We start from the raw sequence: 23170 nt of genomic DNA, 5'->3' as shown, positions 1-23170 counted from the left end.
CGGTGGCAAGGGGCAGACTGGTGCCGTGCACATAGTCCTCGCTCGCGTCCAGGGCACCGTGCAGGCCACGACCTTCGGCGACGACGGGGCGGTGGAGGCCCGGGAGCCGGTGGACGATCTGCCGGCGTTCGTCGCTGAGCGGGAGGCCGGGCATCCACGCTGGGTGTGGGATGACACCTCCCGCTGGTACCCGCCCCTGCTGGCCGCGGGAGTGCGGGTTGATCGGTGCTTCGACCTGAGGCTGTGTCACGCGATCCTGCGATCGTCATCCCTGACGTCGGATTCGGCGCTTGCGCGCTTACGCCGTGGCCCGTGGGATGCCGCGGCCCCGGTCGTCGGCCCGGGCCCCGCGGCGCCCTCCCACTCTGCCCTGTTCGAGTGGGATCAGGTCGCGGTACCCGAATCGTCCGGCGAACCGGATCCTGTGGCGGAGTTCGAACTCCAGCGCTTGGCCGTCGAGCATTGCCCAGAGCCGCCCCGACTCGGCAGGCTGCTCGCCGCAGAATCGGTCGGCGCGTTGATAGCCGCCGAGATGCACTTCGCCGGGCTCCCGTGGAGTGCTGATCGGCACGACGAGATCCTCTCGGGTGCACTCGGTCCTAGGCCGCCAGTGGACGGCGACAGGCCGGCGAAGTTGCAGGCACTGCTCGACATCGTGCGGGACCGCCTCGAAGCGCCTGAGCTGAATCCGGATTCACCGGCAGACCTGCTGCGGGCGCTCGGGCTTGCGGGGCTGATGGTCACCTCGACCCGATCCTGGGAACTCAGCAGGCTGAAGCACCCTGCAATCCCTCCGCTGCTGGAGTACAAGAAGCTCTCACGCCTCCTGGCATCCAACGGCTGGAGCTGGCTCGACACCTGGGTCGTCGACGGCCGGTTCCGTCCCGACTACGTGCCGGGTGGTGCGGCGACCGGGCGCTGGGCCACCAGCGGCGGGGGAGCGCTCCAACTGCCCAGGAACATCCGCGGAGCCGTGGTCGCCGACGCGGGATGGAAGCTGATCGTTGCCGACGCGTCGCAACTGGAGCCGCGCATCCTCGCCGCGATGGCCGTCGACCGTGGAATGATCGAGGCCGGTTCAGCGGGGGACCTGTATGCGGGGATCGTAGCGAGCGGTGCCGTAGAGACCCGGGACCAGGCCAAGGTCGCCATGCTCGGTGCCATGTACGGCGCCACCACCGGTGAAAGTGGACGGCTTATGCCGGCCCTCGCCCGCGCATACCCGCGAGCGATCGAGATGGTCGAGAATGCCGCTCGAGCCGGGGAGCGCGGGGAGGTCGTGACGACGAGGCTGGGTCGAAGTTCTCCACCAGGACGCGACACCGGCACGTGGAACGAGACTGTGTCATCGGCGGAGTCCACCCGAGCCCGGGAACGCGGACGTGCCTGGGGCCGGTTCACCCGCAACTTCATCGTTCAGGGTACGGCGGCCGAGTGGGCACTGTGCTGGATGGGGAGTATCCGCCGACGCTTGCTCGAATTGAACGGCGGTGGCGGCCTGCTCGACGGCCCGCACCTGGTGTTCTTCCTCCACGATGAGGTCGTCGTCCACGCCCCGGCTGCGCGAGCCGACCTGGTCGCCGAGGTGATCGCGCAGGCTGCTGTCGAGGCGGGCAGGCTGCTGTTCGGCCAGCTCCCTGCCCAATTTCCGGTCACGATCGCAACCGTGGACAACTATGGGCAGGCCAAGTAGGCACTCGACCTATACCGTGTATGCATGTCGATCCGCCAGAGCCTTCTCGCCATCCTCGACGAGGGCGATTGCTATGGGTATCAGCTCAGGGTCGAATTCGAGCGGAGGACGGGTCATTCCCGCTCACTCAACGTGGGCCAGGTCTACGCCACCCTCGACAGGCTCGAGCGGGACGGGCTGGTCTTGAAACTCGGAGCGAACTCCACGGGCCACGTCTACTACGCCATCACCGACGGCGGTCGCCTGGCCGTGCGCGACTGGTTCGGGATTGCCATGCCGTCGGCGGCGCTCGACGAACTCGCGCTCAAAGTAGCGCTCGCGCAGTCCCTTCCTCGGGTGGATGCCGCGGCAGTGGTGGCCCTGCAGCGTGAGTCGACCGCTGCTGAGGTGGATGCCCTCCGTCGCGAGGAGTCCGCGGGCGCGGTCGCGCGCCAGCTCGTGGGGGAGGCGCAGCTCGCGGCTGCCGAGGCCGAGCTGGGCTGGTTGCTCCGAGCCGAGGTGCTCGTGAGGGGATCGGAGTCCTTCGGGCTCGAGGCCGAGCCACCCCGTCGCGGCCGACCTGTGCGCGGCTGAGGCTGAGCCCGGGTCCGGCCATGCGCGGGTGAGGCAAGCCCGAGTGGTTTTTCACGCCCGGCCGAACTACATGCTTGTGATTTCCCGACATCATGGGCGATAATGACCGGAGTGGGCCTGCGAGAGCAGCCCTGCCCAACTGAATATTCGGTCACACCAGATTGCAACACACCGTTCCACGGGTCGATGGGGAAGTCGCACCCAACCGGAACGGAGTTATCGTGACTGCATCACACGCTCGCGGAGTGCTATTTGTGCACTCTTCGCCACGCGCACTGTGCCCTCACATCGAGTGGGCAGCAGGTCGCGCACTAGATCGCGCCGTAAATTTCGATTGGGATCAGCAGCCCGTGCTCAAGGGCTCGCAGCGCGCTGAGTTTTACTGGGAAGGCCCCAAGGGCACCGGAGCACGCCTTGCCTCGGCTCTTCGCGGTTGGGAACACCTCCGCTATGAGGTGACCGAGGATGCCGGTCTCGGCACCGACGGCGGCCGGTGGATGCACACCCCCGACCTCGGAATTTTCTATGCCCAGACCGACACGGCAGGCAACATGGTCATCCCCGAGGATCGGATCCGGTATGCGATGGATATCGCAGGAGCGAACACTATCGAGCTCCATCGCGAGTTGAGGCTCGCACTAGGGCAGGCTTGGGACGACGAACTCGAGGTCTTCCGTCACGCCAGCCAGGATTCGGCCGTCGTCTGGCTTCATAAGGTCGGCTGACAACGCTTCATCACTGCACTACAACGCCTGGAGGAATCATGGATACGCTGCACCGCGAATTGGAAGACCTCATCGGTGAGGTCGCGCCGACCTTCATCGATCTCGAGCAACTCGAGCGGCTCGTCACTGAAGACGACCTGCTCGCGTTCGAGGGCGAATGCGCGCTCCACGACGGTTGCCGGCAGATCGCCGCGTAACGGCGATACTTCCCGGCAGCGATACTGCCCGGCAGCGATACTGCCCGGCAGCGGTCGGATCAGTTGCTCTCGTAGCTCCTGAAGGCGACGACGGCATTGTGGCCACCGAAGCCGAACGAGTTGCTGAGGGCCAGCAGCGGGCCGTCACCCAGCGCGCGAGGCGACGTGACGACGTCGAGCGGAATCAGCGGATCCTGCTCGGTGAGGTTGATCGTCGGGGGCGCTATGCGGTGGTGGAGTGCGAGCACCGTGAAGATCGCCTCGAGTGCGCCGGTGCCGCCCAGGAGGTGACCGGTGGCCGCCTTCGTCGCTGACACGGGGATGTTCGGCAGCAGGTCTCCGAAGACCCGCAGCAGAGCCTTGTACTCGGCGATGTCGCCGACCGGGGTGCTCGTCGCGTGCGCGTTGACGTGCCGGACATCCTCGATGGATGCTCCGGCCTGCTCCAGCGCGCCGAGCATGGCACGCGCGGCCGCCGAACCTTCGGGATCCGGGGCCGTGATGTGGAAGGAGTCGCTCGTGACCGCTCCACCGGCGAGCTCGGCATAGATGCGTGCTCCACGAGCGAGAGCGTGCTCTTCGGTTTCGAGAATGAGTGTTGCCGCACCCTCGCCCAGCACGAATCCATCGCGGCTGACGTCGTATGGCCGCGATGCGGTCGCCGGGTCGTCGTTGCGCTTCGACAGAGCCTGCATCGAGGCGAACGCGGCGATCGGCAGAGGATGCACCACGGCTTCGGTGCCACCGGCGATGACGACGTCGGCCAGACCCTTTTGGAGGTGGTCGTAGGCGTTCGCCAGGGCCTCGGTGCTCGACGCGCAGGCCGAGACATCGGTGCGTGCGTATGCCCGCGACGGAATGGACATGCTGATCGCGGCGGCTGCCGCGTTGGGCATGAGCATCGGGATCGTCATCGGAAGCACCCGGCGCGGGCCCTTTTCCTTGAGCGTGTCCCAGGCGTCGAGCAGTGTCCACAGGCCACCGATGCCGGTCGAGTAGTCGACTCCCACGCGGATCGGATCGACATCGGGGGATCCGGCGTCGGCCCAGGCTTCTCGCGCAGAGATGAGAGCGAACTGGCTCGAAGGGTCGAGTCGCTTGTATTCGACGCGCTCGAGCACTTCCTCGGGCCGGACCTTCGCTTCTGCGGCGAACGTGACGGGGAGCCCGTGCTGCTCTACCCAGTCGTGTTTCATGCTCCTGGTGCCGGATTCTCCCCGAAGGAGAGCGTCCCACGATTCGGTGGCGGTCCCGCCGATGGGGGAGGTGGCGCCGATGCCGGTTACAACGATCTTCTTGGTCATGTCATTCCTTTGGGGCGTGGCACTGCCGTCGGAATGGCGACCCGTTGACCGGCTCGCCATTCCGTTGAGGGACTATCAGCCCTGTGCGCTGGTGATGAAGGTGACGGCGTCGCCCACGGTCTTGAGGTTCTTAACCTCTTCGTCCGGGATCTTCACATCGAACTTCTCTTCTGCGTTGACGACGATCGTCATCATCGAGATCGAGTCGATGTCGAGGTCGTCAGTGAACGACTTGTCCATCTCGACAGTGTCAGTCGCGATGCCGGTTTCATCGTTGATCAGTTCAGCCAGGCCGGCGAGGACTTCTTCGGTGGACAGTGCCATTGTTTTTCTCCTTGGGGGATGTGTTTTGACCGTGGGACAGTTTACGGGAGTACGACTACCTGCGCGCCAAACACGAGGCCAGCGCCGAAACCGATCTGGAGGCACAGGCCGCTACTCAGCTCAGGATGCTCGGCCAGGAGCCTGTGCGTTGCAAGCGGGATCGACGCAGCCGAGGTGTTCCCCGTCGTGGCGATGTCGCGCCCGATGGTGACGGTCTCCGGCAGTTTGAGCTGCTTGGCGAGTTCGTCGATAATGCGCATGTTCGCCTGGTGGGGTACGAACGCGGCGAGATCGGCGGCGGTGATGCCGGCGACCTCGAGGGCCTGCTTGGCCACCTTCGCCATCTCCCAGACGGCCCAGCGGAACACAACCTGGCCATCCTGGCGGAGGGTGGGCCACGAGGCAGTCCCATCGCGGAAGTCGACGAGGGTGTGGTCCATGCCGACGGCATCCGCTTTGGAGCCGTCCGAGCCCCACACGGGAGCGGCGATGCCGGGGAAGTCGCTAGGGCCGATGACGACGGCGCCGGCACCATCGCCGAGCAGGAACGAGATCGACCTGTCGGTGGGCGAGACGATGTCGGAGAGCTTCTCGGCCCCGACGACGAGGGCGTAGTGTGCTGCGCCCGACCTGATGAGCGCGTCAGCCTGCGTCACGCCGTAGCTGAATCCTGCGCAGGCTGCGTTGGTGTCGTAGGCGGCGGCCGGGTTCGAACCGACCCTGTCCGCCAGCACGGCCGCCAGCGAAGGGGTCTGCTGCACGTTGCCGATCGTGGCGACGATGACGAGGTCGATCTTGTCCGCGGAAATTCCGGACTTCTCGATGGCTTCCCTGGCCGCATCAGTGGCCAGGTCGACCGCGAGAATACCGGCGGAAGCGCGGGTTCTCGTGATGATGCCCGTGCGCTGCTGGATCCATTCGTCGCTCGAATCGATCGGGCCGATGAGGTCGCTGTTCGGGACGACGAGGTCGCCGCGAGCGGCTCCGTAGCTGTAAATGCGGGTGAACTCGACGCCTGTGGACTGGGTGAGGCTTGCTGTGGTCATGCTGTTCAGATCCCGTCGATCATGGCGAACGCTGCAGGCAGGTCGTCAGGGGTTTTCACGGCAACCGAAGGGATGCCCTTCAGGCCGCGTCGGGCGAGCCCGACCAGCGCTCCCGCTGGGGCGAGTTCGATGATCCCGGTCACTCCGGCTCCGGCAAGAGATGCCATGGACATGTCCCACCGTACCGGGGACGAGACCTGGCCGACCATCAGCTCGACGAAGTGGGTGCCGCTCTCGGTGCGTGAACCATCGCGGTTCGTCCAGATCGGAATGGTCGGATCGTGCTTTTCGAGCCCTGCCGCGAAGAGCTCGAGTCGGCCGACCGCGGGCTGCATGTAGCGGGTGTGGAAGGCTCCGGCCACCTGCAGGGGGATGACCCTGGCGCCGGCGATCGGATTCCCGGCGAACTCGGCGAGGGCTGACAGCGCTCCGGCGATGACGATCTGGCCGCCACCGTTGAAGTTGGCGGGCTGGAGCCCCAGCTCTGCGAGTCGCTCGAGCAGGGCGACCTCATCGCCGCCGAGAACGGCGGACATGCCCGTGGGCTCGAGCGCGGCGGCATCCGCCATCGCCTGGCCGCGTTCGCGCACGAAGGCGACGGCGTCGTGGTCACTCAGGATGCCGGAGACCGCAGCAGCTGTGACCTCGCCCACAGAGTGGCCGGCGACGCCGCCGACCCTGTCCCGACGGCCGTCCGCCAGCAGGGCCGAGGCAGTGAGAAGTCCGGCTGCAACAATGAGCGGCTGGGCCACCCTGGTGTCGCGGATGGTGTCCGCGTCGCTCGTGGTGCCGTGAGCCACGAGGTCGATTCCGACAGAGTCGGACATGGCGGCGAGTTCGTCGCGGAAGCGCTCCTCTGCCAGCCAGGGTTCGAGAAATCCGGGAGTTTGGGAGCCCTGTCCAGGCGCGACGATGACGATCACTGCTCTAGTCTGCCAAGATTCGGCAGCTTTGGACGTGTTGAACCTCCGAAGAAACTGAAGCAACGTTGTCGATCATGTTCAAAGACGGCCCGCAGGCTCGACGGGGCACGGCTGCGATCAGCGTCGCTTCGAGGTCAGCGTCGCTTAGAAGAATCGGGATCGGCGATCGAGCCGACGATGAGCGCGGCCTGCAGGATGAGCGCCTCCCGCGCACCGGTCGCATCCCAGCCGATCACATCACTGACACGCTTCAGGCGGTACCGCACAGTATTGGGATGAACGAACAGTTCTCGGGCGGTCGCCTCGAGGGAACGACCGTTGTCGAGGTAGCACCAGAGTGTCGCGAGAAGGTCGGTGGAGTGCGACTGCAGGGGCTTGTAAATGCGGTTGATGAGGGTCGATCTCGCGAGAGGATCACCGGCGAAAGCGCGCTCCGGCAGCAGGTCGTCCGCGAGCGTGGGCCTCGGGGCGTTGCGCCACGATCTCGCGACCGCGAACCCCGCCAGGGCGGCCTTCGCGCTCTTCGACGCGTCGACGAGACTCGGCACTTCGTGGCCGAGCACGAGATGACCGGGGCCGAACCCGGGCTCGAGCTGTTTGGCGATCTCGAGGAAGGGCATCGGTTCAGCGACATCCGGATCATCGGTTCTCGGGCTGGCCCGGCCGATGACGAGCACGAGCCTGCTGCCCTGCACGCCAATCAGGACGTCGGCACTCAGGTGGCGGGCTGTGCGGCGCAACTGGTCGACATCGAGCATTTTCGGCGCGGTTCCCACCAGCACGCAGACTTCGCCGTGTCCGTTCCACCCGAGGGCGGCGATGCGTGACGGCAGCTCGTTGTCGTATTCGCCGCTCAGGATCGAGTCGACGACGAGCGCCTCGAGCCTGGCGTCCCAGAGCCCGCGAGCCTCGGCCGCCCGGGCGTAGACGTCGGCCGCGGCGAAGGCGATCTCCCGCGAATACAGCAGGATGCCCTCCCGCAGCACATCGTCGTCATTCTTGATGCGATGCTCGACGACTTCCACGGTCAGCCTGATGAGCTGCAGGGTCTGGGTCAGGGAGACCGACCGCAGCAGTTCCCGCGGAGCGGCGCCGAACACATCGGCGGCGATCCACGGAGTGGACTTCGGATCGTCGAACCAACTGATGAAACTCGTGATGCCCGCCTGCGCGACCAACCCGACCGCGGAGCGCCGCCCCGGTGGCATGTCGCCATACCAGGGCAGCGTCTCCTCGAGTCGCTTCAGCGTCGCCGTGGACAGCTCACCGGTGATGGTGCGCAACCAGGCGAGCGTCTGCTCTTTGGTCTTCTGGACGGGGGGAATGTGCGTGCCTAGCTTTCCCCGCCGGCCGAGCCGGTCGTTCCTGCCGTGACGTCGAGCAGGCGGTACTTCTCGATCGCCTGCGCCGGCACGGACCTGTCCACCAGTCCGCGCTTCGCGAGAGACTCGAGCGTGCGCACGACGACGGACGGACCGTCGATCTTGAAGAATCGGCGAGCGGCGGCACGGGTATCCGAGAATCCGAAGTCATCGGCACCGAGGGTGGCGAAGTCTCCGGGCACGAACTGCCTGATCTGGTCGGGCACAGCGTGCATGAAGTCGGTCACCGCCACGAACGGACCGTCAGAGCCCGAAAGCTTCTGGGTGACGTACGGCACGCGTTCCTCAGCATCGGGGTTGAGGAAGTTGTGCGCCTCGGCGTCGAGCCCTTCGCGGCGGAGTTCCGTCCAGGACGTGACCGACCACACATCGGCTGATACGCCCCAATCGTCGGCCAGCAGCTGCTGGGCCTCGAGAGCCCAGGGAACCGACACCCCCGACGCCAGAATCTGCGCGCGGGGTCCCTCGATCGGCGAGGTCTTCAGGTGGTAGATGCCTCGCAGGATGCCGTCGACGTCGAGGTTCTCGGGTTCGGCCGGCTGCTGGATGGGCTCGTTGTACAGGGTCAGGTAGTACATGACGTTGGGGTCAGGATGCACCCCGCCGTACATGCGCTCGAGCCCGGCGCGCACGATGTGCGCGAGCTCGTATCCATAGGCCGCGTCGTAGCTGACGACGGCCGGGTTGGTCGATGCCAGCAGGATGGAGTGACCGTCAGCGTGCTGAAGCCCCTCACCCGTGAGCGTGGTACGGCCGGCTGTCGCGCCCATGATGAACCCGCGGGCCATCTGGTCGCCCGCAGCCCACATGGCGTCGCCGGTGCGCTGGAACCCGAACATCGAGTAGAAGACGTACACCGGGATGAGCGGCTCGCCCTGGGTCGCATACGACGTACCAGCGGCCGTGAACGCTGCGAACGCTCCGGCCTCGTTGATTCCCACGTGCACGATCTGGCCCTGCGGGCTCTCCTTGTACGCGAGCAGCAGCTCGCGGTCCACGGAGGTGTAGTGCTGCCCGTTGGGGTTGTAGATCTTCGCGGTGGGGAAATAGGCGTCCATTCCGAAGGTGCGAGCCTCGTCCGGGATGATCGGGACAATGCGGTTGCCGATGCCTTTATCGCGCAGCAGGTCCTTGAGCAGTCGCGCGAAGGCCATCGTGGTGGCGATCTCCTGCTTGCCGGAGCCTTTCTTCGCGAAGTCCCACACCGATTCTGCCGGCAGGTCGAACTGGGTGTACTTCGACCGGCGCTCCGGCACGAAGCCGCCGAGCTCGCGTCGACGTTCGTGCAGGTACTGGATGGCCTCGTCGTTCTCACCGGGGTGATAGAACGGCGGCAGGTACGGGTCAGCCTCGAGCGCCGCGTCCGTGATCGGAACACGCATCTCGTCACGGAATTGTTTGAGGTTGTCGAGCGTGAGCTTCTTCATCTGGTGAGTCGCATTGCGGCCCTCGAATGACGGGCCGAGGCCGTATCCCTTGACGGTCTTCGCAAGGATGACCGTGGGCTGGCCCTTGTGCTCCTGGGCGGCCTTGAAAGCCGCGTAGACCTTGCGATAGTCGTGGCCACCGCGCTTGAGGTTCCAGATCTGGTCGTCGGTGTAGTCCTTGACCATCTCGAGCGTGCGGGGATCGCGACCGAAGAAGTTCTCCCTGACGTATGCGCCGCTCTCGGCCTTGTACGTCTGGTAGTCGCCATCGGGGGTGCGGTTCATGAGATCACGCAGGGCGCCCTCGGTGTCGCCGGCGAGCAGGGAATCCCATTCGCGACCCCAGACCACCTTGATGACGTTCCAGCCGGCTCCACGGAAGAAGCTTTCGAGCTCCTGGATGATCTTGCCGTTGCCTCGCACAGGGCCGTCGAGGCGCTGCAGGTTGCAGTTGATGACGAAGTTGAGGTTGTCGAGGCCGTCGTTGGCAGCCCACTGCAGGGCACCACGGCTCTCGACCTCATCCATCTCGCCGTCGCCGAGGAAGGCCCAGACCTGCTGGTCGGACGCATCCTTGATGCCGCGATTGGTGAGGTACCGGTTCGACTGAGCCTGGTAGATCGCGTTGATCGGGCCGAGTCCCATCGAGACCGTCGGGAACTGCCAGAACTCGGGCATCAGGCGGGGGTGCGGGTAGCTCGAGAGCCCACCGGACGGGTGCGACTTCTCCTGGCGGAAACCGGTGAGCTGGTCCTCCGTCAGTCGCCCCTCGAGGTATGCCCTCGCGTACATCCCGGGGGAGGCGTGACCCTGGTAGAAGATCTGGTCGCCGCCGCCGGCGTGGTCGGCCCCGCGGAAGAAGTGGTTGTGGCCCACCTCGTAGAGCGCCGCAGACGAAGCGTACGTCGAGATGTGGCCGCCGACGCCGACGCCGGGGCGCTGCGCGCGGTGCACCGTGATGGCAGCGTTCCAACGGATCCACGCACGGTAGCGCCGCTCGATGTCTTCGTTGCCGGGGAACGCCGGCTCATCCTCCGCCGCGATCGTGTTGAGGTAGTCCGTGGTCGGAACCATCGGCACACCGAGATGGAGGTCTTTGGAGCGCTTCAGCAGGCTGAGCATGATCTCACGACCACGCTCATGTCCGTGAGTTGCGACGAGGCCGTCGAGTGACTCCTGCCACTCGGCCGTCTCCTCCGGATCCCTGTCGATGTTGTTCACCGAGTACGGGTCCTGGTCGTTCACCGTCACCGTTGACCTCTTTCTTATGAGATGTGGGGTTTGAGAACTCACGCCTCGATCGCCGGGTTGCGACTGCCGTGACCTGTGGTTCTGGATGAGCCGCGACAAAAGTTCTGTTGCGCCAATAGATTCTAGCGACCACCGCTGTGTGCGCTCGCACGAGCGTAGTATTGCCCTTCGTGCCTGCCCGACATGGGGACATGGCGCGAAAGGAACTGTTTCAATGACTCTCGCAAACGACACGACCGCGCCGGACTTCGAGCTGCCCAATCAATTCGGCGAGCACGTGCGGCTGCACGACTTCCGCGGCAGGAAGCCCGTCGCCCTCGTTTTCTTCCCTCTCGCGTTCTCGAGCACATGCACAACCGAGTTGTGCGACCTCCGGGACAACCTCGCGCTGTTCAAGGACGAGCAGGTCGAGCTCATCGGTATCTCGGTCGACTCGAAGGCGACGCTGCGGGCCTTCGCCGACGCAGAAGGCTACGATTTCACGCTGCTCGCCGACTTCTGGCCGCACGGCAGCGTCGCTAAGGAATACGGCGTCTTCCTCGAAGAAAAGGGATTCGCGACCCGAGCGACGTTCCTCATCGACATCGACGGCGTGATCCGCGCGACCTTCGTCACGGCTCCCGGCCAGGCGCGGTCCATGAGTGAATATACCGCCGCACTGGCAGAGCTCCACGCGGCACGAGTCTGAGTCAGGACGGAACGCACATGAACGAACGAGACCTCATCGAGCTGTGGGGGAAGACCCGCTGGCACGTGATCGTGTCGCAGCTGGCGCCCACCGGACTGCTCGGATTCACCGTCTGGCTGGGCATCCTGAACCTCGCAGATACGTCGCTTGCGCTCAGGATCTCCGCGGCTGGCATCCTGCTAGCCTCGGGAATTCTCGGGGCTCTCGCACAGTATTCGGCTGCCACCGAGGGTATGGCGATCGCTCGCGACCTGGCTTCACTGCCCGTCACGACCGCCGCTGGCCGACAGGTCGTCAGTCTTGCGCCGCTGCTGAACGTCGTGCGGTTCGTCACTCCCGCCATCTTCATCGTTGTGTTCGTGGCACTCATAATCGAGTTGTTCCTGCCGTAGCTTTCCCCGAGCTGTCACTTAGCCGAGCAGCGACACTGCCCTCGCGATGACCAGCGCGAGGATCACGAAGCCGGCAAACGACTGCAGCCCCATCAGGATTTTCGCCCGGTGCGACAGCGGCATCGTGTCCGCCGGGCTGAAGGCCATCGAATTCGACAGTGAGAAATACAGGTAGTCGATGAAACCGGCCGTCCAGTTGAGTCGGTGGGATGATCGGATGGCGACTTCTTCGACGGCATCATGATCTTCGTCCTGCGGAAAGCGGAAGTCCGCTGGCGGCAGGTCATCGCGGGCGCGCGTGGCGCGCGACACCGCGCCACCCCGGTCGATCTCCCAGTACAGCAGCGCGAAGACGATCACGTTGGTGACCCACACCTGCAGCGCCGCGAGCAACAGGGTAGGTCCGTCATCCTTACCCGGCGAGACGAGTTGCACGATGAGCTGGATGAGCGCGATCTGGTTCGCCACCAGCAGCAGCACCGTCTGCCCGACCGAGAGAGCCCTCGACCAGCGCGTTTGGCGATGCATCCGCAGCGGATTGACCGCGAGGACGGGGATCAGCAACAGCACACCGAGGGCGACCACGCCGTACCTCAGTGGCGGGAAGAATGAACTCGGCAGCAACGCGTACAAGGCGAGCGCCACGACCAGGGCTATGGCTGCCGGCCATCGATGCTCGGCTCGGCCGGACTTCTCGGAAGAACTCACTGTCCGAGTGTAGGAGCGCGCCGCCGTCAGGTCAGGATGTTGACAGCGCGGGAGATAACAAGGGCGAGTAACACGAACCCTGTCAGCGCCTGATACGCCATGAGAGCCTTCGCGGGCCGGCTGAGAGGCATCACATCCGTCGGGCTGAAGGCCATCATGTTCGACAGCGAGAAGTAGGCGTAGTCGAAGAACTCGGGAGTCCACGGCCGGGTCGGGTGGTCGTCCTGCTGGGGGAACCGGAAATCCTGCCTCGCGTCGTCCCGCATGCCGTCGATCCGCCGTGCAATGGGGCCGCCCCTGTCGAGCTCCCAGTAGACGAGCGAGAATGCCACCACATTGGTGCCCCACACCCCGAAAGCGGTGAGCAGGATCGCCGGCCCTGTCGCAACCCCGTTCACCAGTTCGCCGATGATCAGCACGATGTACACCTGGTTCACCGCGGCGAGTCCCACGGCGAATCCGATCCCGAGCCAGCGGGTAAGAGCCGTTTCACGATTGAGCCGTCGCGGATTGGACACCACAAGGGGCACCAGCACGACGGCTCCGATCGCGGGTATCACCCACGACGGCAGGAAGGTCACTTCGTTGGGAAGGAACAGGTAGATCACGAGCGCCCCGAGCGTGATCAACAGCACGGGAAACCTGTGCTCGGTGCGGTGGGTTGCCATGACGGGAGTGTATTCCCGCGGCTCCGGCCGCTGCGCTTTCCGTTGCGCGGGCGCGTGTTCGGGTCATCTGGCACTTGGGATTTTCCGGACGCCTGACTTACCGCTACCCTTGGAAATCTGCGGATCTTCGCCGCGGGCCTTTAGCTCAGTTGGTAGAGCGCCACGTTTACACCGTGGATGTCATCGGTTCGAGCCCGGTAGGGCCCACTCAGATTCCCACATTTTAGAAGCTGAAAACTTATATTCGATCTTTATAAGTTGTAGGCTTATTGAATGGTACAGTTTCGGGTAGCAGTCATCGCCGATCTCGTCGATTCGAAAAGTATCTCCGATCGCAGGTCTGCACAGGCGACCATCGCGGCGGCATTCGGGCGAGTGGATGCCGCAGTCCCGCACGACCAGCCCTTGCGTGCGACTGTCGGCGACGAGTTCCAGGCCGTATACACGACCATTGCGCGCGCACTCGAGGCGACGCTGCTGGCGCGACTCGCGCTGCCGGCTGGCCTCGATTGCCGCTTCGGGCTCGGGCTGGGGGAGGTCATCGACGTGGGCGATGGAGTTGCCGGCGCCGTGCAGGACGGATCCGGATGGTGGCGTGCCCGGGACGCGATCAACCAGGCCCACGCTCGGGAAGATTCCCGCACCCCCAGTGTCAGGGCGTGGTTCAGGGCCGGGGACGGTGACGTGGCAACCGAAGCTCTCGTGAACGCATACCTTCTTGCTCGTGACCACGTCGTGGGCAGCATGACCGAGCGCAGCCGTCGGCTGGTCTTCGGATCCATGCTCGGTTCGTCCCAGGGTGACCTCGCCGACGCGGAAGGGATCACGCAATCCGCCGTGTCGCAGTCCCTTCGCCGCTCCGGCGGTGCAAGCCTTATGGCGTCCATCGAACAACTGAGAGCGGGAGGCCTGTAATGCTCGGCGCTATCCTGCTCGTGCTGATCGGCAGTGCGGATCTCGCGAGATCGGGGATCTCCTCGACTCTCGGCCGCGTAGTCGCCATTGTCATTGCCTGGCTCGCGGTGATCCTGCTCGCCACCCTCGGGCTCGGTATCGCCGTGTGGTGGGTAGCGATTCCCGTGCTGTTGGCGGTGGCCTGGCTTGCCACGACGACCACGTCGATCGACCGGAGGACCGCTCCCGGCATCGTTCCTGCCGTCGGGGTGCTGCTGTCTCTACTCGCGTTCCTGGTCTGGGATCGCACGTCACTCGGGATGAGTGGATTCATCGTCGACTGGCACGCCGGCGTCGTTTCTGCAGTCATCAGCTCCTTGTCACTGGCCGCGCTAGCCGTTGCGGTGGGCGTCACGCTCTTCGCGGTCGAAAGCGCGAACCTGGTGGTTCGGGCCGCGCTCAGGCCCGCGACCGCGGCGTCGAAGCCGGTCATCATGCCGGGGTCGCGGTCACCGTGGTGGAAGCGCACTGCGGCGCCGGCCCTCGCTGTCGCAGACCTGCGCGGCGGGAGACTGATCGGGCCGGTCGAGCGTGTGCTCATCATCGCCCTAACTCTTGCGGGTGCCCTGCCGATCGTCGCCGGATTGATTGCGGCGAAAGGGATCGTGAGATTCCCGGAGATATCGAACGACGGCGCCGGGGGATCGAAGGCCGAGTACTTTCTGGTCGGCAGCCTGGTCAGCTGGGCGATCGCGGTCGCCGGGGCTGGCCTGATCTGGATAACAGTTGCTGGCTAATATCACGCCTATATTAGCTCAGAGCTACTGCTACAAGGCGAGCGCCTGCAGGATGCCGTGACCGGCGGCAATCGGCCAGCCGGAGCGTGGGCGCTCATCGTCGCGTCACTGCTGTGGGGCACGACCGGAACGGCCGCCAGCTTTCTGCCGGATGACGTCAGCCCGCTCGCGGTAGGGGCGGCGACGATGATGTTCGGCGGAGTCCTGCTGTTCGCTATTTCTGCGAGGAGCTCGATCGCGGCACTCAGGAATGCCGCGAGTCGCCGCTGGCTTGTGGTGGGCGCCCTGGGCGTCGTGGTGTATCCGCTTGCCTTCTACAGCTCCATGAGTCTCGCCGGAGTGGCGATTGGAAACGTCGTGTCACTCGGATCCGGCCCGGTCTTCGCTGCTCTGCTCGAGTGGGCGTTCGAGCGCCATCGACCCTCGGGAATCTGGGCAGCGTGCACGGCATCCGCCCTTGTCGGGATCATCCTGCTGGCGTGGGGGAGCGACCGGAGCCAAGGCGCACTCAACGGACAATCCAGCGGGGATGCCGCCGCGGGGATCGGTCTTGGCCTGCTCGCGGGACTGGCCTACGCGCTGTATACCTATAGTTCGAGCCGGGCAATCCGGGCGGGCGCCGGCTCCGGTGCGGCCATGGGCGGGATGTTCGGTGTCGGTGCCGTGGCGCTCGCACCGGTCCTCCTGGTGCTGGGCGGTCCCTTGCTCCATTCCACCGAAACGGTCGGGATAGCCGCTTACCTCGCCCTCGGTCCCATGTTTACGGCATACGTTTTCTTCGGGATTGCGATGCGGACGCTGCGGAGCAGTACTGCGACATCCATCACCCTGCTCGAACCCTTCGTCGCGACGCTGCTCGCCGTGGTGGTCGTGGGAGAGCGCCTTCTTCCGATCGGATGGCTCGGTCTGGCCGTGGTGCTCGCCTCCGTTGTTGCGCTCGCAACGGCTCGGCAGCAGCGATCGACCCCAGAGTCGCCGTAGGATTTCGGCATGGCACACGACGACGAGGCTCCTTACCCGGGCTCTATCGACCCGGCGGGCGCCAGGGGCACCACCTCCGGATCGACACCCGCTCGCGCCGGCAGTGACGAGGCTGACGACGTCCACGACGACGATGCCCTCGCCGATGCCCTCGCCGCCGAATACACCTGGTTGGCTACGGCCGCCATTCCGATCGTCACCCAGCCCACGACGGGTGCGGCGAGCGCCTCCGGGGAAGACTGGCTGTCGCGCATGGTCGACGAGCCCGAGTCCGAGTCCGATGGTGCACCTGCAGATGTGCAGGAGGCCGAGCCCACGGGGATTCCCGAAGACCTCCCGGTGGCACAGGATGAACCGACCTCTGCCAGTGAGCCCGAGGCGCCGGTCGAACCAGCCAACTTTGACGAGCCCGTTGCCACGGTCGAGTCCGGAGCCCGGGACACGCTCGCCGATGAGGTACCGCCCGTAGCGCCTGTGGAACCCGAGCAGTCCGTCGAGGTGCCGCCCACGCTGACTTTCGTGTCGCCATTCGACCCGCCCACCGCCTCCGCAGGTGTTCCCGATCCTGCCGCCGCCCCGTGGAGCCTGTTCCCTGCCCCTGATCCGTCTCAGGCTGTGGAACTCCCTGACGGGCCCCCACAGTTCACGACTCCCTCCGATGTGCGGGACTGGCCGGCCCCGACGTTCGACACGCCTCCGTCGCGTGAGCCCACAGTCGTTGAGTCGGCGCCTGACCCGGCTGCTGATTCAGGCCAGGCCGATCTGGCTCAGGCGAGCGAGGATGCGGTGCCCGAGATCGTGTCCTCGGTTCCCGCGTGGGAGCGACCGCAGAATGAGCCCACGGGCGACTTCCTCGATTCACCACCGATCGATTCACCACCCACGGACAACACCCCGGTCTGGCCATTCGACGAGATGGAATATCAGCCGGGCATCGAGGACGCGCCAACTGATGACGCCCCGGTCGATCAGATGGCTGATCTGGCTGAGGAAGCTCCGGTCGATCAGATGGCTGATCTGGCTGAGAAAGCGCCGGTCGATGCAGCGCCGATTGATGCAGAACCGATTGATGCAGAACCGGTCGATGCAGAACCGATTGATGTAGAACCGGTCGATGCCGAACCGGTCATCGAGCCAGGTGTTGCGCAACGCGAGGCTCCCAACGCCTGGACAGCGTGGGCACCGAGCGCGGTAGTGCCATCGGAGTGGGAAGCGGCCGCGCCAGCCGTGAGCAGTGACGCTCCCGAACCCGATCCCGCTACTGATGCGACTCCCGACATTCCCGCCGACATTCCCGCAGACTTCGACTCTGAACCGGTCGAGTCATCCCGGGATTCGATTCCGGATCCAGCACCCGAACAGTTCCCGTGGATCGTCGCTGCGGCCGCTGCGGCCGCAGCCCAGCCGCTGGTCCCGCCCGTGGATCGCGACCCGCTCAACTGGTCGATTACAGCAACCGGCAAGGTTTCATACCAGGATGACGAACCCCAGGCGCCTGCGGGCGTCGTTCCGGAATCCGATGCCACGCTCATCTTCCAGGAACCGGAGTTCGCCGAACCGGTGACCGCGGCGCCGGAAGACGAGCCTGAGACGACAGAGCCCGAGACGACAGAGCCCGAGTCATTCCAGCCCGAATCAGCAGAGCAGGTTCCGGTCGATGACGCGCCCCGGATGTTTGCGCCGCCGCCGCTCATCGAGCCGTTGTCGCCACCGCAGTACCCTGCGCCGACATCGGGACTCCCCACAGCGCCCCCCGCGTACTTCCCTGTCGACAGCGTGCAGGAGTCTGATGCCAGCGGCTCCGCGGACGAAGAGCTCCCCATCAGATCGATCGAGGATGACGCCGCGGTCCCGGCGCAATCGATGCCGATAGAGCCGAGCGCGTTCGACTCCCTGTTCGTGGTGCCCCTGCCGACGGCGTCAGGTAAGCCGGTTCCGACGACCAGTGGTTCCATCACCGTGATCGACCAGGCCTATGAGGAGGAGCTCGACGACGACGTCGACGACACCGACCGGGCATTCGGAGCGCTCCTCTCGGGCGGCGGGACTGCCGGCCCTGTCTCCGCGGTGACGCCACCATCCGGGCCGATCTCGACGGTGCGCCTCACCGAAGACGAACCGGTCTTCTTCGACGATCAGCCCAAGAACCCCGGCATGTTCAGCCTCGAACACAGTGGGCTCGAACCTACTCCCGTCGATATTCGTGCCGGCCGTGCCATCCGATTGTTCTGGTTGTGGTTCTCGGCGAATTCGTCGGTCATCAGCCTCGCGCTCGGGGCCGTGGTGCTCGCGACCGGAATGAGCCTGCGGCAGTCGATCGTGGGCATCCTGGGAGGCGTCGCCCTGTCGTTCTTCCCACTCGCGCTCACCACGCTCGCCGGCAAGTGGAGCGGCCAGCCCACCATGGTCGTCTCCCGGGCGACCTTCGGGGTGCTGGGGAATGTTCTTCCTGCTGTGCTGGCCGTGATCTCCCGGCTGTTCTGGGGAGCTGTGCTGTTGTGGCTGCTGTCAACCTCCGTGGCCGCCGCTCTGTCGACCGTGGGTGGGGGATCCGATCTCCAGCCGGCGTCCCTCGCGACGCTGGCAATTGCCGCCGTTATCTCTCTTCTCGTCGCCTTCGTCGGGTATCCGCTCCTGGCCCGAATCCAGTTGGTGCTCACTGTCGTGTCGGCCGTGCTGATCGTCGGTCTCATCGCCCTCACGGTGCAATACATCGATATTCCACGGGCCCTGACGGTCGGGGACGGTTCGTGGGTGCTTGCCGTCGGCGGTGCCGTGCTCGTGTTCAGTGTGGTGGGGCTCGTGTGGGCTTTCAGCGGAGCTGATCTCGCGCGGTACCAGCGTCCGACATCAGGGGGCGCCTCATCCATGCTCTCCGCCACGTTCGGAACGGCGATCCCCGCTTTCGTGCTCATCGCGTACGGCGCGATCCTTTCGGCATCGAGCCCCGCTATTGCTACGGGACTCGCGATGGAACCCGTGCAGACTCTCGCTGGCCTGCTTCCGGAGTGGTACCTGTTCCCCCTCCTGGCAGCCACGGCACTGAGCCTGCTGTCGGGTGTCGTGATCACCGTGTACTCGGGTGGACTCGCCCTGCAGAGCGCGGGAGTGAAACTGCCTCGGCAGTGGTCGGTCGTGATCGTCGGGCTCGTGCTGGCAGGACTGGCTGCGCTGATCGTCGTGTCGGCCACCGACGGCATCGGCGACGTCTTCAGGGATTTCGCGACCACCATGGCGGTGCCCACTGCAGCCTGGATCGGGATCTTCGGAACGGAAATGATGATCCGCAATCGTCGATTCGACGGTGAGTCGTTGCTCAGGCGCGGGGGTGTGTATCCCGACGTGCGATGGGTGAACCTTGCGGGGCTCGTGCTGATCAGCGTCCTCGGATTCGGGCTGACCACGGCGACCGTCGGTTGGTTGTCGTGGCAGGGCTTCGTCTTCTCGGGGCTGGGAGTTCCCCTCGGCAGCGAGCTGGCCAGCACCGACCTCGGAGTCGTCGTCGCCCTCGGACTCGGCATCATCCTGCCGCTCGTCTCAGGGGTGCCCACGATTCGCCGCCAGGAGTCACTGCGGGCCTGATCGCGGGGACAGCCGGCCGCGGTCGCACTCGCCGTAGACTGGAATCGTGTCTACGACAGTTGCCGATGTTGCCGCCGCCGCAGAACGGCTCTGGCCCGCTGCCGGCGCCGAGAGCTGGGATGCTGTCGGCCTGATCTCCGGCGATCTCGATGCTCCGGTCGACTCGATCCTTCTTGCCGTGGATGCCGTTCTCGATACCGCGGATGAGGCCGTCGACCGCGGTGTCGACATGCTTCTTGTCCATCATCCTCTGCTGCTGCGTGGCGTTACCTCGGTGTCGAGCGACCGCTACAAGGGTGCGACCCTGACCCGGCTCATCCGCGGGAATTGTGCGCTCCTGGCAGCCCATACGAACGCCGATGTGGTGGAGACCGGTACGTCAGCGGCGTTCGCCACCAGGCTCGGCCTGGTCGATCAGAGTCCGATCGTTCCCGCCGAGAATCCCGACCGCGGTATCGGGCGGGTCGGCACTCTGCCGCACCCGGTCACCCTCGGGACGCTGGCGCGTGCCCTCGGCGATATCCTGCCCGCCACGGCGAGTGGAATCCGGGTCGCGGGTGACTTCGACAGAGTGGTCTCCACTGTCGCCCTGTGCGGCGGTGCGGGTGACGCCTACCTTTCGGATGCTGCGGTGACCTCAGCAGACGTGTACATCACGAGCGACCTGCGCCATCATCCCGCGTCAGAAGCGAAGGAGAATGCCAGAGTGGGCGGTGGGCCTGCACTCATCGACGTGTCACACTGGGCCAGCGAGTGGCTGTGGCTCGAGAACGCCGCGATGGAGTTGCGTCGTGAACTACCCGGCGTCACCATTACCGTGAGCGAATTGCGCACCGATCCCTGGGACTTCGCGATAGTCCAGTGACCAGCACCGATATTCGAACAGCACGGCTGAGTTTGTACAGCACAACCGAGAGAGTGAACACATGGCGTTGAAAGCCAGCCCCAATGACCAGGCCCTGCTGCTCGAGCTGCAGGCGTTCGACACGAGACTCGCGCAGCTGGACCACCGCGCCAAAAGCCTCCCGGAGCTTGCCACCCTCGCTGGCTTCGAGAAGGACACCGCAGTGGTGCGCCAGAGGTTCGCCGAGCAGAAGGGCGGCCTGGAAGACATCGAGATCGAACTGAAGCGCATCGAATCCGACGTCGAGGTCGTGGAAGCGCGCATCAAGCGTGACGAATCCCGGGTGCAGTCGAGCTCATCGGTCAAGGATGTCGCCGCGCTGGAACAGGAGCTGACCGCTCTGCGCAAGCGGTTCAGAGATCTCGAAGAGATCGAACTGGCCGTCATGGAGCGAATGGAATCACAGCAGAAAGAGGTCGAGAAGACCACGGCGCAGCTCGATGCCCTCGCGCTCAGGACGGGCGAGATCGAGGCGGAGAAGTCGGCGTCGCTCAGCACGGTCACAGCCGAGCGCACTGTCGCTGCCTCGGGCCGCGACGCCATCGCCGCGAAAGTCCCTGCCGACCTCCTCGCACTCTATGAGAAGCAGCGAGCGCGCTACGGAACCGGCGCATCGATGCTGCGTGGAGGAGTTTCGCTGGCGTCCGGTGTGAAGCTTCTCGAGAATGAGATGCAGGCCATCCGAGCCGCCGCCCCCGACGACATCATCATGTGCGCGTCGAGTGAGGCCATCCTCGTGCGCACGGCAGAGTCCGGACTGTAGGCTTACACACCGAATGGGTCGGCAAGACGGCCGCGTGGGGCAGTAATGCCTCCCGAGGAACGTCCGGGCTCCGCAGAGCATGGCGGTGGGTAACACCCACCCGGGGCAACCCGCGAGACAGTGCAACAGAAAGCAGACCGCCACCGCGTGTTTCGACACACGGGGGTAAGGGTGAAACGGTGGTGTAAGAGACCACCAGCGGCCGGGGTGACCCGATCGGCTATGTAAACCTCGCCAGGAGCAAGGTCAGACAGGAAGCGTTCAAGGCTGCTCGCCCAGCTTCCGGGTAGACCGCTAGAGGCGTGCGGCAACGTACGTCGTAGATAGATGGCCGTCCATCGCCTTCGGGCGAAGACAGAACCCGGCGTATCAGCCGGCCCATTCCTCCTTCGGAAGCATCGGCGCACGACGCATCGGATCCCTAGCCCACATCCAGACATCGGGCATACAGTGTGGCCATGTCAGAACTCCCGGCGGGGCACAGCTTCGTCACTCCGGGCGGAATCCTCGCTGCGCTGTTCGGATTCCTGGTCGGTGGTGTATCCCTGGCCTTCAATCCGTTCTTCGCGCTGTCGGTCATTGCGCTGGCGCTGTCGTTGGTCGCGCTGCGCAGTGCCGCGAAGATCGAGAACATCGTCGTGCAGGGAATGCTCCGGATCTTCGCGATCATCGGGATCCTGGGTGCCGCGGGCGGGGTCGTCGTCATCCTGTTCCCCGGCCTCGGTGTTCAAAGCTGACGATGACAGCGCCGGCGTGACCTATTCTTGATGTGCATCGCCCCTGGCGCGATCCGGGAGGTGGACCATGTTCGAGCGCGTTTTTTCCAGTGACAACACCGCTGGCGTGTCGCCGGCGATCGTCGCGGCGATAGCCGGGCAGGCTGATGGCCGTTCCGCTCCCTATGGCGCAGATGCTGCTACCGAGCGAGTGACCGCGCGCTTGCGCGAGGTCTTCGAGTGCGACCTCGATGTGCTCATCGTGAGCACGGGATCTGCGGCGAACGGCCTCGCACTGGCGGCACTTACTCCGCCGTGGGGTTCGGTGCTGTGCCACGGGGACAGCCACATCAACAACGACGAGGCCGGGGCCCCTGAGTTCTTCACGAATGGCGCCAAGCTGGTACCTCTGCCGGGGGACGACGCCAAGCTCCACCCCGACATCCTCGCCAGCGCAGTGGACCGCGGGCGTGGTGACGTCCACTCGGTGCAGCCCTCAGTGATCAGCATCACTCAGGCGACCGAGACGGGAAGCGTGTATTCGCTGGCTGAACTCGGCGAACTATCCGGGATCGCGCGCAGTTCCGGGCTCGCCGTCCACATGGACGGGGCCCGGTTCACCAATGCTCTCGTGAGCATCGGTGCGGCCCCCGCCGACATGACCTGGCGCTCCGGGATCGACATTCTCTCCTTTGGCGCCACCAAGAACGGCACGATGAATGCAGAGGCCGTCGTCGTCTTCGATCGGTCGAAGACCGAGGAGCTCCGATTCCGCCAGAAGCGCGCTGGCCAGCTTTCGTCGAAAATGAGATTCCAGGCTGCGCAGCTCGATGCGTACCTCGCCGACGATCTCTGGCTCGAGAATGCGACCCATGCCAACAGGATGGCCGCCCACCTCGCCCACGGCCTCGCGTCGATCCCCGGGGTGGGTGTGCTCGGATCGCCGCGCGCAAACATGCTGTTCGCCACCCTCGCCGAGTCGACGATCTCGACCCTGCTCGCCGAGGGCTTCTCGTTCTACCACGACAGGTGGGAGCCGAATCGAGTCAGATTCGTGACCGCGTTCACCACCACCGAGGCCGATGTCGACGACCTGTTGTCGGCTATCGTGGCGTCGTCCCTGTCGCGCCTGAATTGAATCGGCATCCCACCGTCATGCCCGGGATCTAGGCGAGCAGCCCGCGCTCGATAGCGCGGGGCATGGCTTCCGCCACGGAAAGAGTCAACCGCCG

22 protein-coding genes, 1 tRNA gene and 1 other RNA gene are annotated in these 23170 nt (G+C 65.3%); 16 read left to right on the top strand and 8 right to left on the bottom strand.

All coding sequences use genetic code 11. The features are described 5' to 3' along the window. Positions 1 to 25 precede the first annotated feature (25 nt). From IWX81_RS03825 to IWX81_RS03810, 4 genes are all read left to right on the top strand, one after another. The gene (locus IWX81_RS03825; protein WP_199279908.1) at positions 26 to 1693 is read left to right on the top strand and encodes a bifunctional 3'-5' exonuclease/DNA polymerase; all 1668 of its coding nucleotides are present in this window, start codon (positions 26 to 28) and stop codon (positions 1691 to 1693) included. 24 nt (positions 1694 to 1717) lie between these two features. Further along, on the top strand, positions 1718 to 2266 hold the full coding sequence (locus IWX81_RS03820) for a PadR family transcriptional regulator (RefSeq protein WP_199279907.1): 549 nt from the start codon (positions 1718 to 1720) through the stop codon (positions 2264 to 2266). 221 nt (positions 2267 to 2487) lie between these two features. After that, entirely contained in the window at positions 2488 to 2991 is a 504-nt protein-coding gene (locus IWX81_RS03815) for a DUF3145 domain-containing protein (protein WP_199279906.1), read from the top strand. A gap of 38 nt (positions 2992 to 3029) precedes the next feature. Continuing rightward, complete coding sequence (locus tag IWX81_RS03810) at positions 3030 to 3188, top strand: hypothetical protein (protein ID WP_199279905.1); 159 nt, start codon at positions 3030 to 3032, stop codon at positions 3186 to 3188. A gap of 59 nt (positions 3189 to 3247) precedes the next feature. Here IWX81_RS03810 and IWX81_RS03805 read toward each other — a convergent pair whose 3' ends face one another. The 6 genes from IWX81_RS03805 to aceE form a co-directional block, all read right to left on the bottom strand. Next, entirely contained in the window at positions 3248 to 4492 is a 1245-nt protein-coding gene (locus IWX81_RS03805) for a beta-ketoacyl-[acyl-carrier-protein] synthase family protein (RefSeq protein ID WP_199279904.1), read from the bottom strand. 75 nt (positions 4493 to 4567) lie between these two features. Further along, the gene (locus tag IWX81_RS03800; protein WP_199279903.1) at positions 4568 to 4816 is read right to left on the bottom strand and encodes an acyl carrier protein; all 249 of its coding nucleotides are present in this window, start codon (positions 4814 to 4816) and stop codon (positions 4568 to 4570) included. A gap of 41 nt (positions 4817 to 4857) precedes the next feature. After that, a complete protein-coding gene (locus tag IWX81_RS03795) occupies positions 4858 to 5862 on the bottom strand; it encodes a beta-ketoacyl-ACP synthase III (RefSeq protein ID WP_199279902.1) in 1005 nt (334 codons plus the stop codon). Between the two features lie 5 nt (positions 5863 to 5867). After that, complete coding sequence (locus IWX81_RS03790) at positions 5868 to 6785, bottom strand: ACP S-malonyltransferase (protein ID WP_199279901.1); 918 nt, start codon at positions 6783 to 6785, stop codon at positions 5868 to 5870. A 134-nt stretch (positions 6786 to 6919) separates the two neighbouring features. Next, on the bottom strand, positions 6920 to 8068 hold the full coding sequence (locus IWX81_RS03785; protein ID WP_199279900.1) for a PucR family transcriptional regulator: 1149 nt from the start codon (positions 8066 to 8068) through the stop codon (positions 6920 to 6922). 50 nt (positions 8069 to 8118) lie between these two features. Further along, positions 8119 to 10845, bottom strand: coding sequence for a pyruvate dehydrogenase (acetyl-transferring), homodimeric type (gene aceE, locus IWX81_RS03780; protein WP_199279899.1), 2727 nt, complete (start codon positions 10843 to 10845; stop codon positions 8119 to 8121). 214 nt (positions 10846 to 11059) lie between these two features. Here aceE and IWX81_RS03775 point away from each other — a divergent pair, with 214 nt between their 5' ends. Together IWX81_RS03775 and IWX81_RS03770 are read left to right on the top strand one after the other, a co-directional pair. Continuing rightward, a complete protein-coding gene (locus IWX81_RS03775) occupies positions 11060 to 11533 on the top strand; it encodes a peroxiredoxin (RefSeq protein WP_199279898.1) in 474 nt (157 codons plus the stop codon). Positions 11534 to 11550: 17 nt separating this feature from the next. Then, positions 11551 to 11925 carry a hypothetical protein gene (locus IWX81_RS03770; RefSeq protein WP_199279897.1) on the top strand — a complete coding sequence of 125 codons (375 nt, stop codon included), beginning with the start codon at positions 11551 to 11553 and terminating at the stop codon, positions 11923 to 11925. 18 nt (positions 11926 to 11943) lie between these two features. On the opposite strand, the gene IWX81_RS03765 is transcribed toward IWX81_RS03770, so the two are convergent. Both IWX81_RS03765 and IWX81_RS03760 read right to left on the bottom strand, forming a co-directional pair. Then, on the bottom strand, positions 11944 to 12633 hold the full coding sequence (locus IWX81_RS03765) for a DUF1345 domain-containing protein (RefSeq protein ID WP_199279896.1): 690 nt from the start codon (positions 12631 to 12633) through the stop codon (positions 11944 to 11946). A 26-nt stretch (positions 12634 to 12659) separates the two neighbouring features. Next, positions 12660 to 13301, bottom strand: a complete 642-nt coding sequence (locus IWX81_RS03760; RefSeq protein ID WP_199279895.1) for a DUF1345 domain-containing protein — start codon at positions 13299 to 13301, stop codon at positions 12660 to 12662. A 134-nt stretch (positions 13302 to 13435) separates the two neighbouring features. On the opposite strand from IWX81_RS03760, the gene IWX81_RS03755 reads away from it, so the two are divergent. The 10 genes from IWX81_RS03755 (at position 13436) to IWX81_RS03710 (ending at position 23076) form a co-directional block, all read left to right on the top strand. Further along, positions 13436 to 13508, top strand: a tRNA-Val gene (locus tag IWX81_RS03755). Positions 13509 to 13574: 66 nt separating this feature from the next. Further along, positions 13575 to 14216: a SatD family protein gene (locus tag IWX81_RS03750; protein ID WP_199279894.1), complete on the top strand. Its 642-nt coding sequence runs from the start codon at positions 13575 to 13577 to the stop codon at positions 14214 to 14216. Further along, positions 14216 to 14992, top strand: a complete 777-nt coding sequence (locus IWX81_RS03745; RefSeq protein ID WP_199279893.1) for a hypothetical protein — start codon at positions 14216 to 14218, stop codon at positions 14990 to 14992. The genes IWX81_RS03750 and IWX81_RS03745 overlap by 1 nt, the downstream gene beginning before the upstream one ends. Before the next feature lie 57 nt (positions 14993 to 15049). Further along, entirely contained in the window at positions 15050 to 15973 is a 924-nt protein-coding gene (locus IWX81_RS03740) for a DMT family transporter (protein WP_334592940.1), read from the top strand. Positions 15974 to 15982: 9 nt separating this feature from the next. Next, positions 15983 to 19555, top strand: a complete 3573-nt coding sequence (locus IWX81_RS03735) for a purine-cytosine permease family protein (RefSeq protein ID WP_199279892.1) — start codon at positions 15983 to 15985, stop codon at positions 19553 to 19555. Between the two features lie 46 nt (positions 19556 to 19601). Then, entirely contained in the window at positions 19602 to 20420 is an 819-nt protein-coding gene (locus tag IWX81_RS03730) for a Nif3-like dinuclear metal center hexameric protein (RefSeq protein WP_199279891.1), read from the top strand. 61 nt (positions 20421 to 20481) lie between these two features. Further along, positions 20482 to 21222: a zinc ribbon domain-containing protein gene (locus IWX81_RS03725; protein WP_334592937.1), complete on the top strand. Its 741-nt coding sequence runs from the start codon at positions 20482 to 20484 to the stop codon at positions 21220 to 21222. 14 nt (positions 21223 to 21236) lie between these two features. Further along, positions 21237 to 21607: RNase P RNA component class A (gene rnpB, locus IWX81_RS03720), an RNA gene on the top strand. A 73-nt stretch (positions 21608 to 21680) separates the two neighbouring features. Further along, positions 21681 to 21959 carry a hypothetical protein gene (locus tag IWX81_RS03715; protein WP_199279890.1) on the top strand — a complete coding sequence of 93 codons (279 nt, stop codon included), beginning with the start codon at positions 21681 to 21683 and terminating at the stop codon, positions 21957 to 21959. 67 nt (positions 21960 to 22026) lie between these two features. Further along, positions 22027 to 23076 (top strand): threonine aldolase family protein, encoded by a 1050-nt coding sequence (locus IWX81_RS03710; RefSeq protein ID WP_199279889.1) that lies wholly within the window; start codon positions 22027 to 22029, stop codon positions 23074 to 23076. Positions 23077 to 23170: the final 94 nt, after the last annotated feature.

This window comes from Salinibacterium sp. CAN_S4 (assembly GCF_015752305.1).
In the GTDB taxonomy this organism is placed as follows: domain Bacteria; phylum Actinomycetota; class Actinomycetes; order Actinomycetales; family Microbacteriaceae; genus Rhodoglobus.
This window is presented reverse-complemented; position numbering and strand designations above follow the sequence as displayed.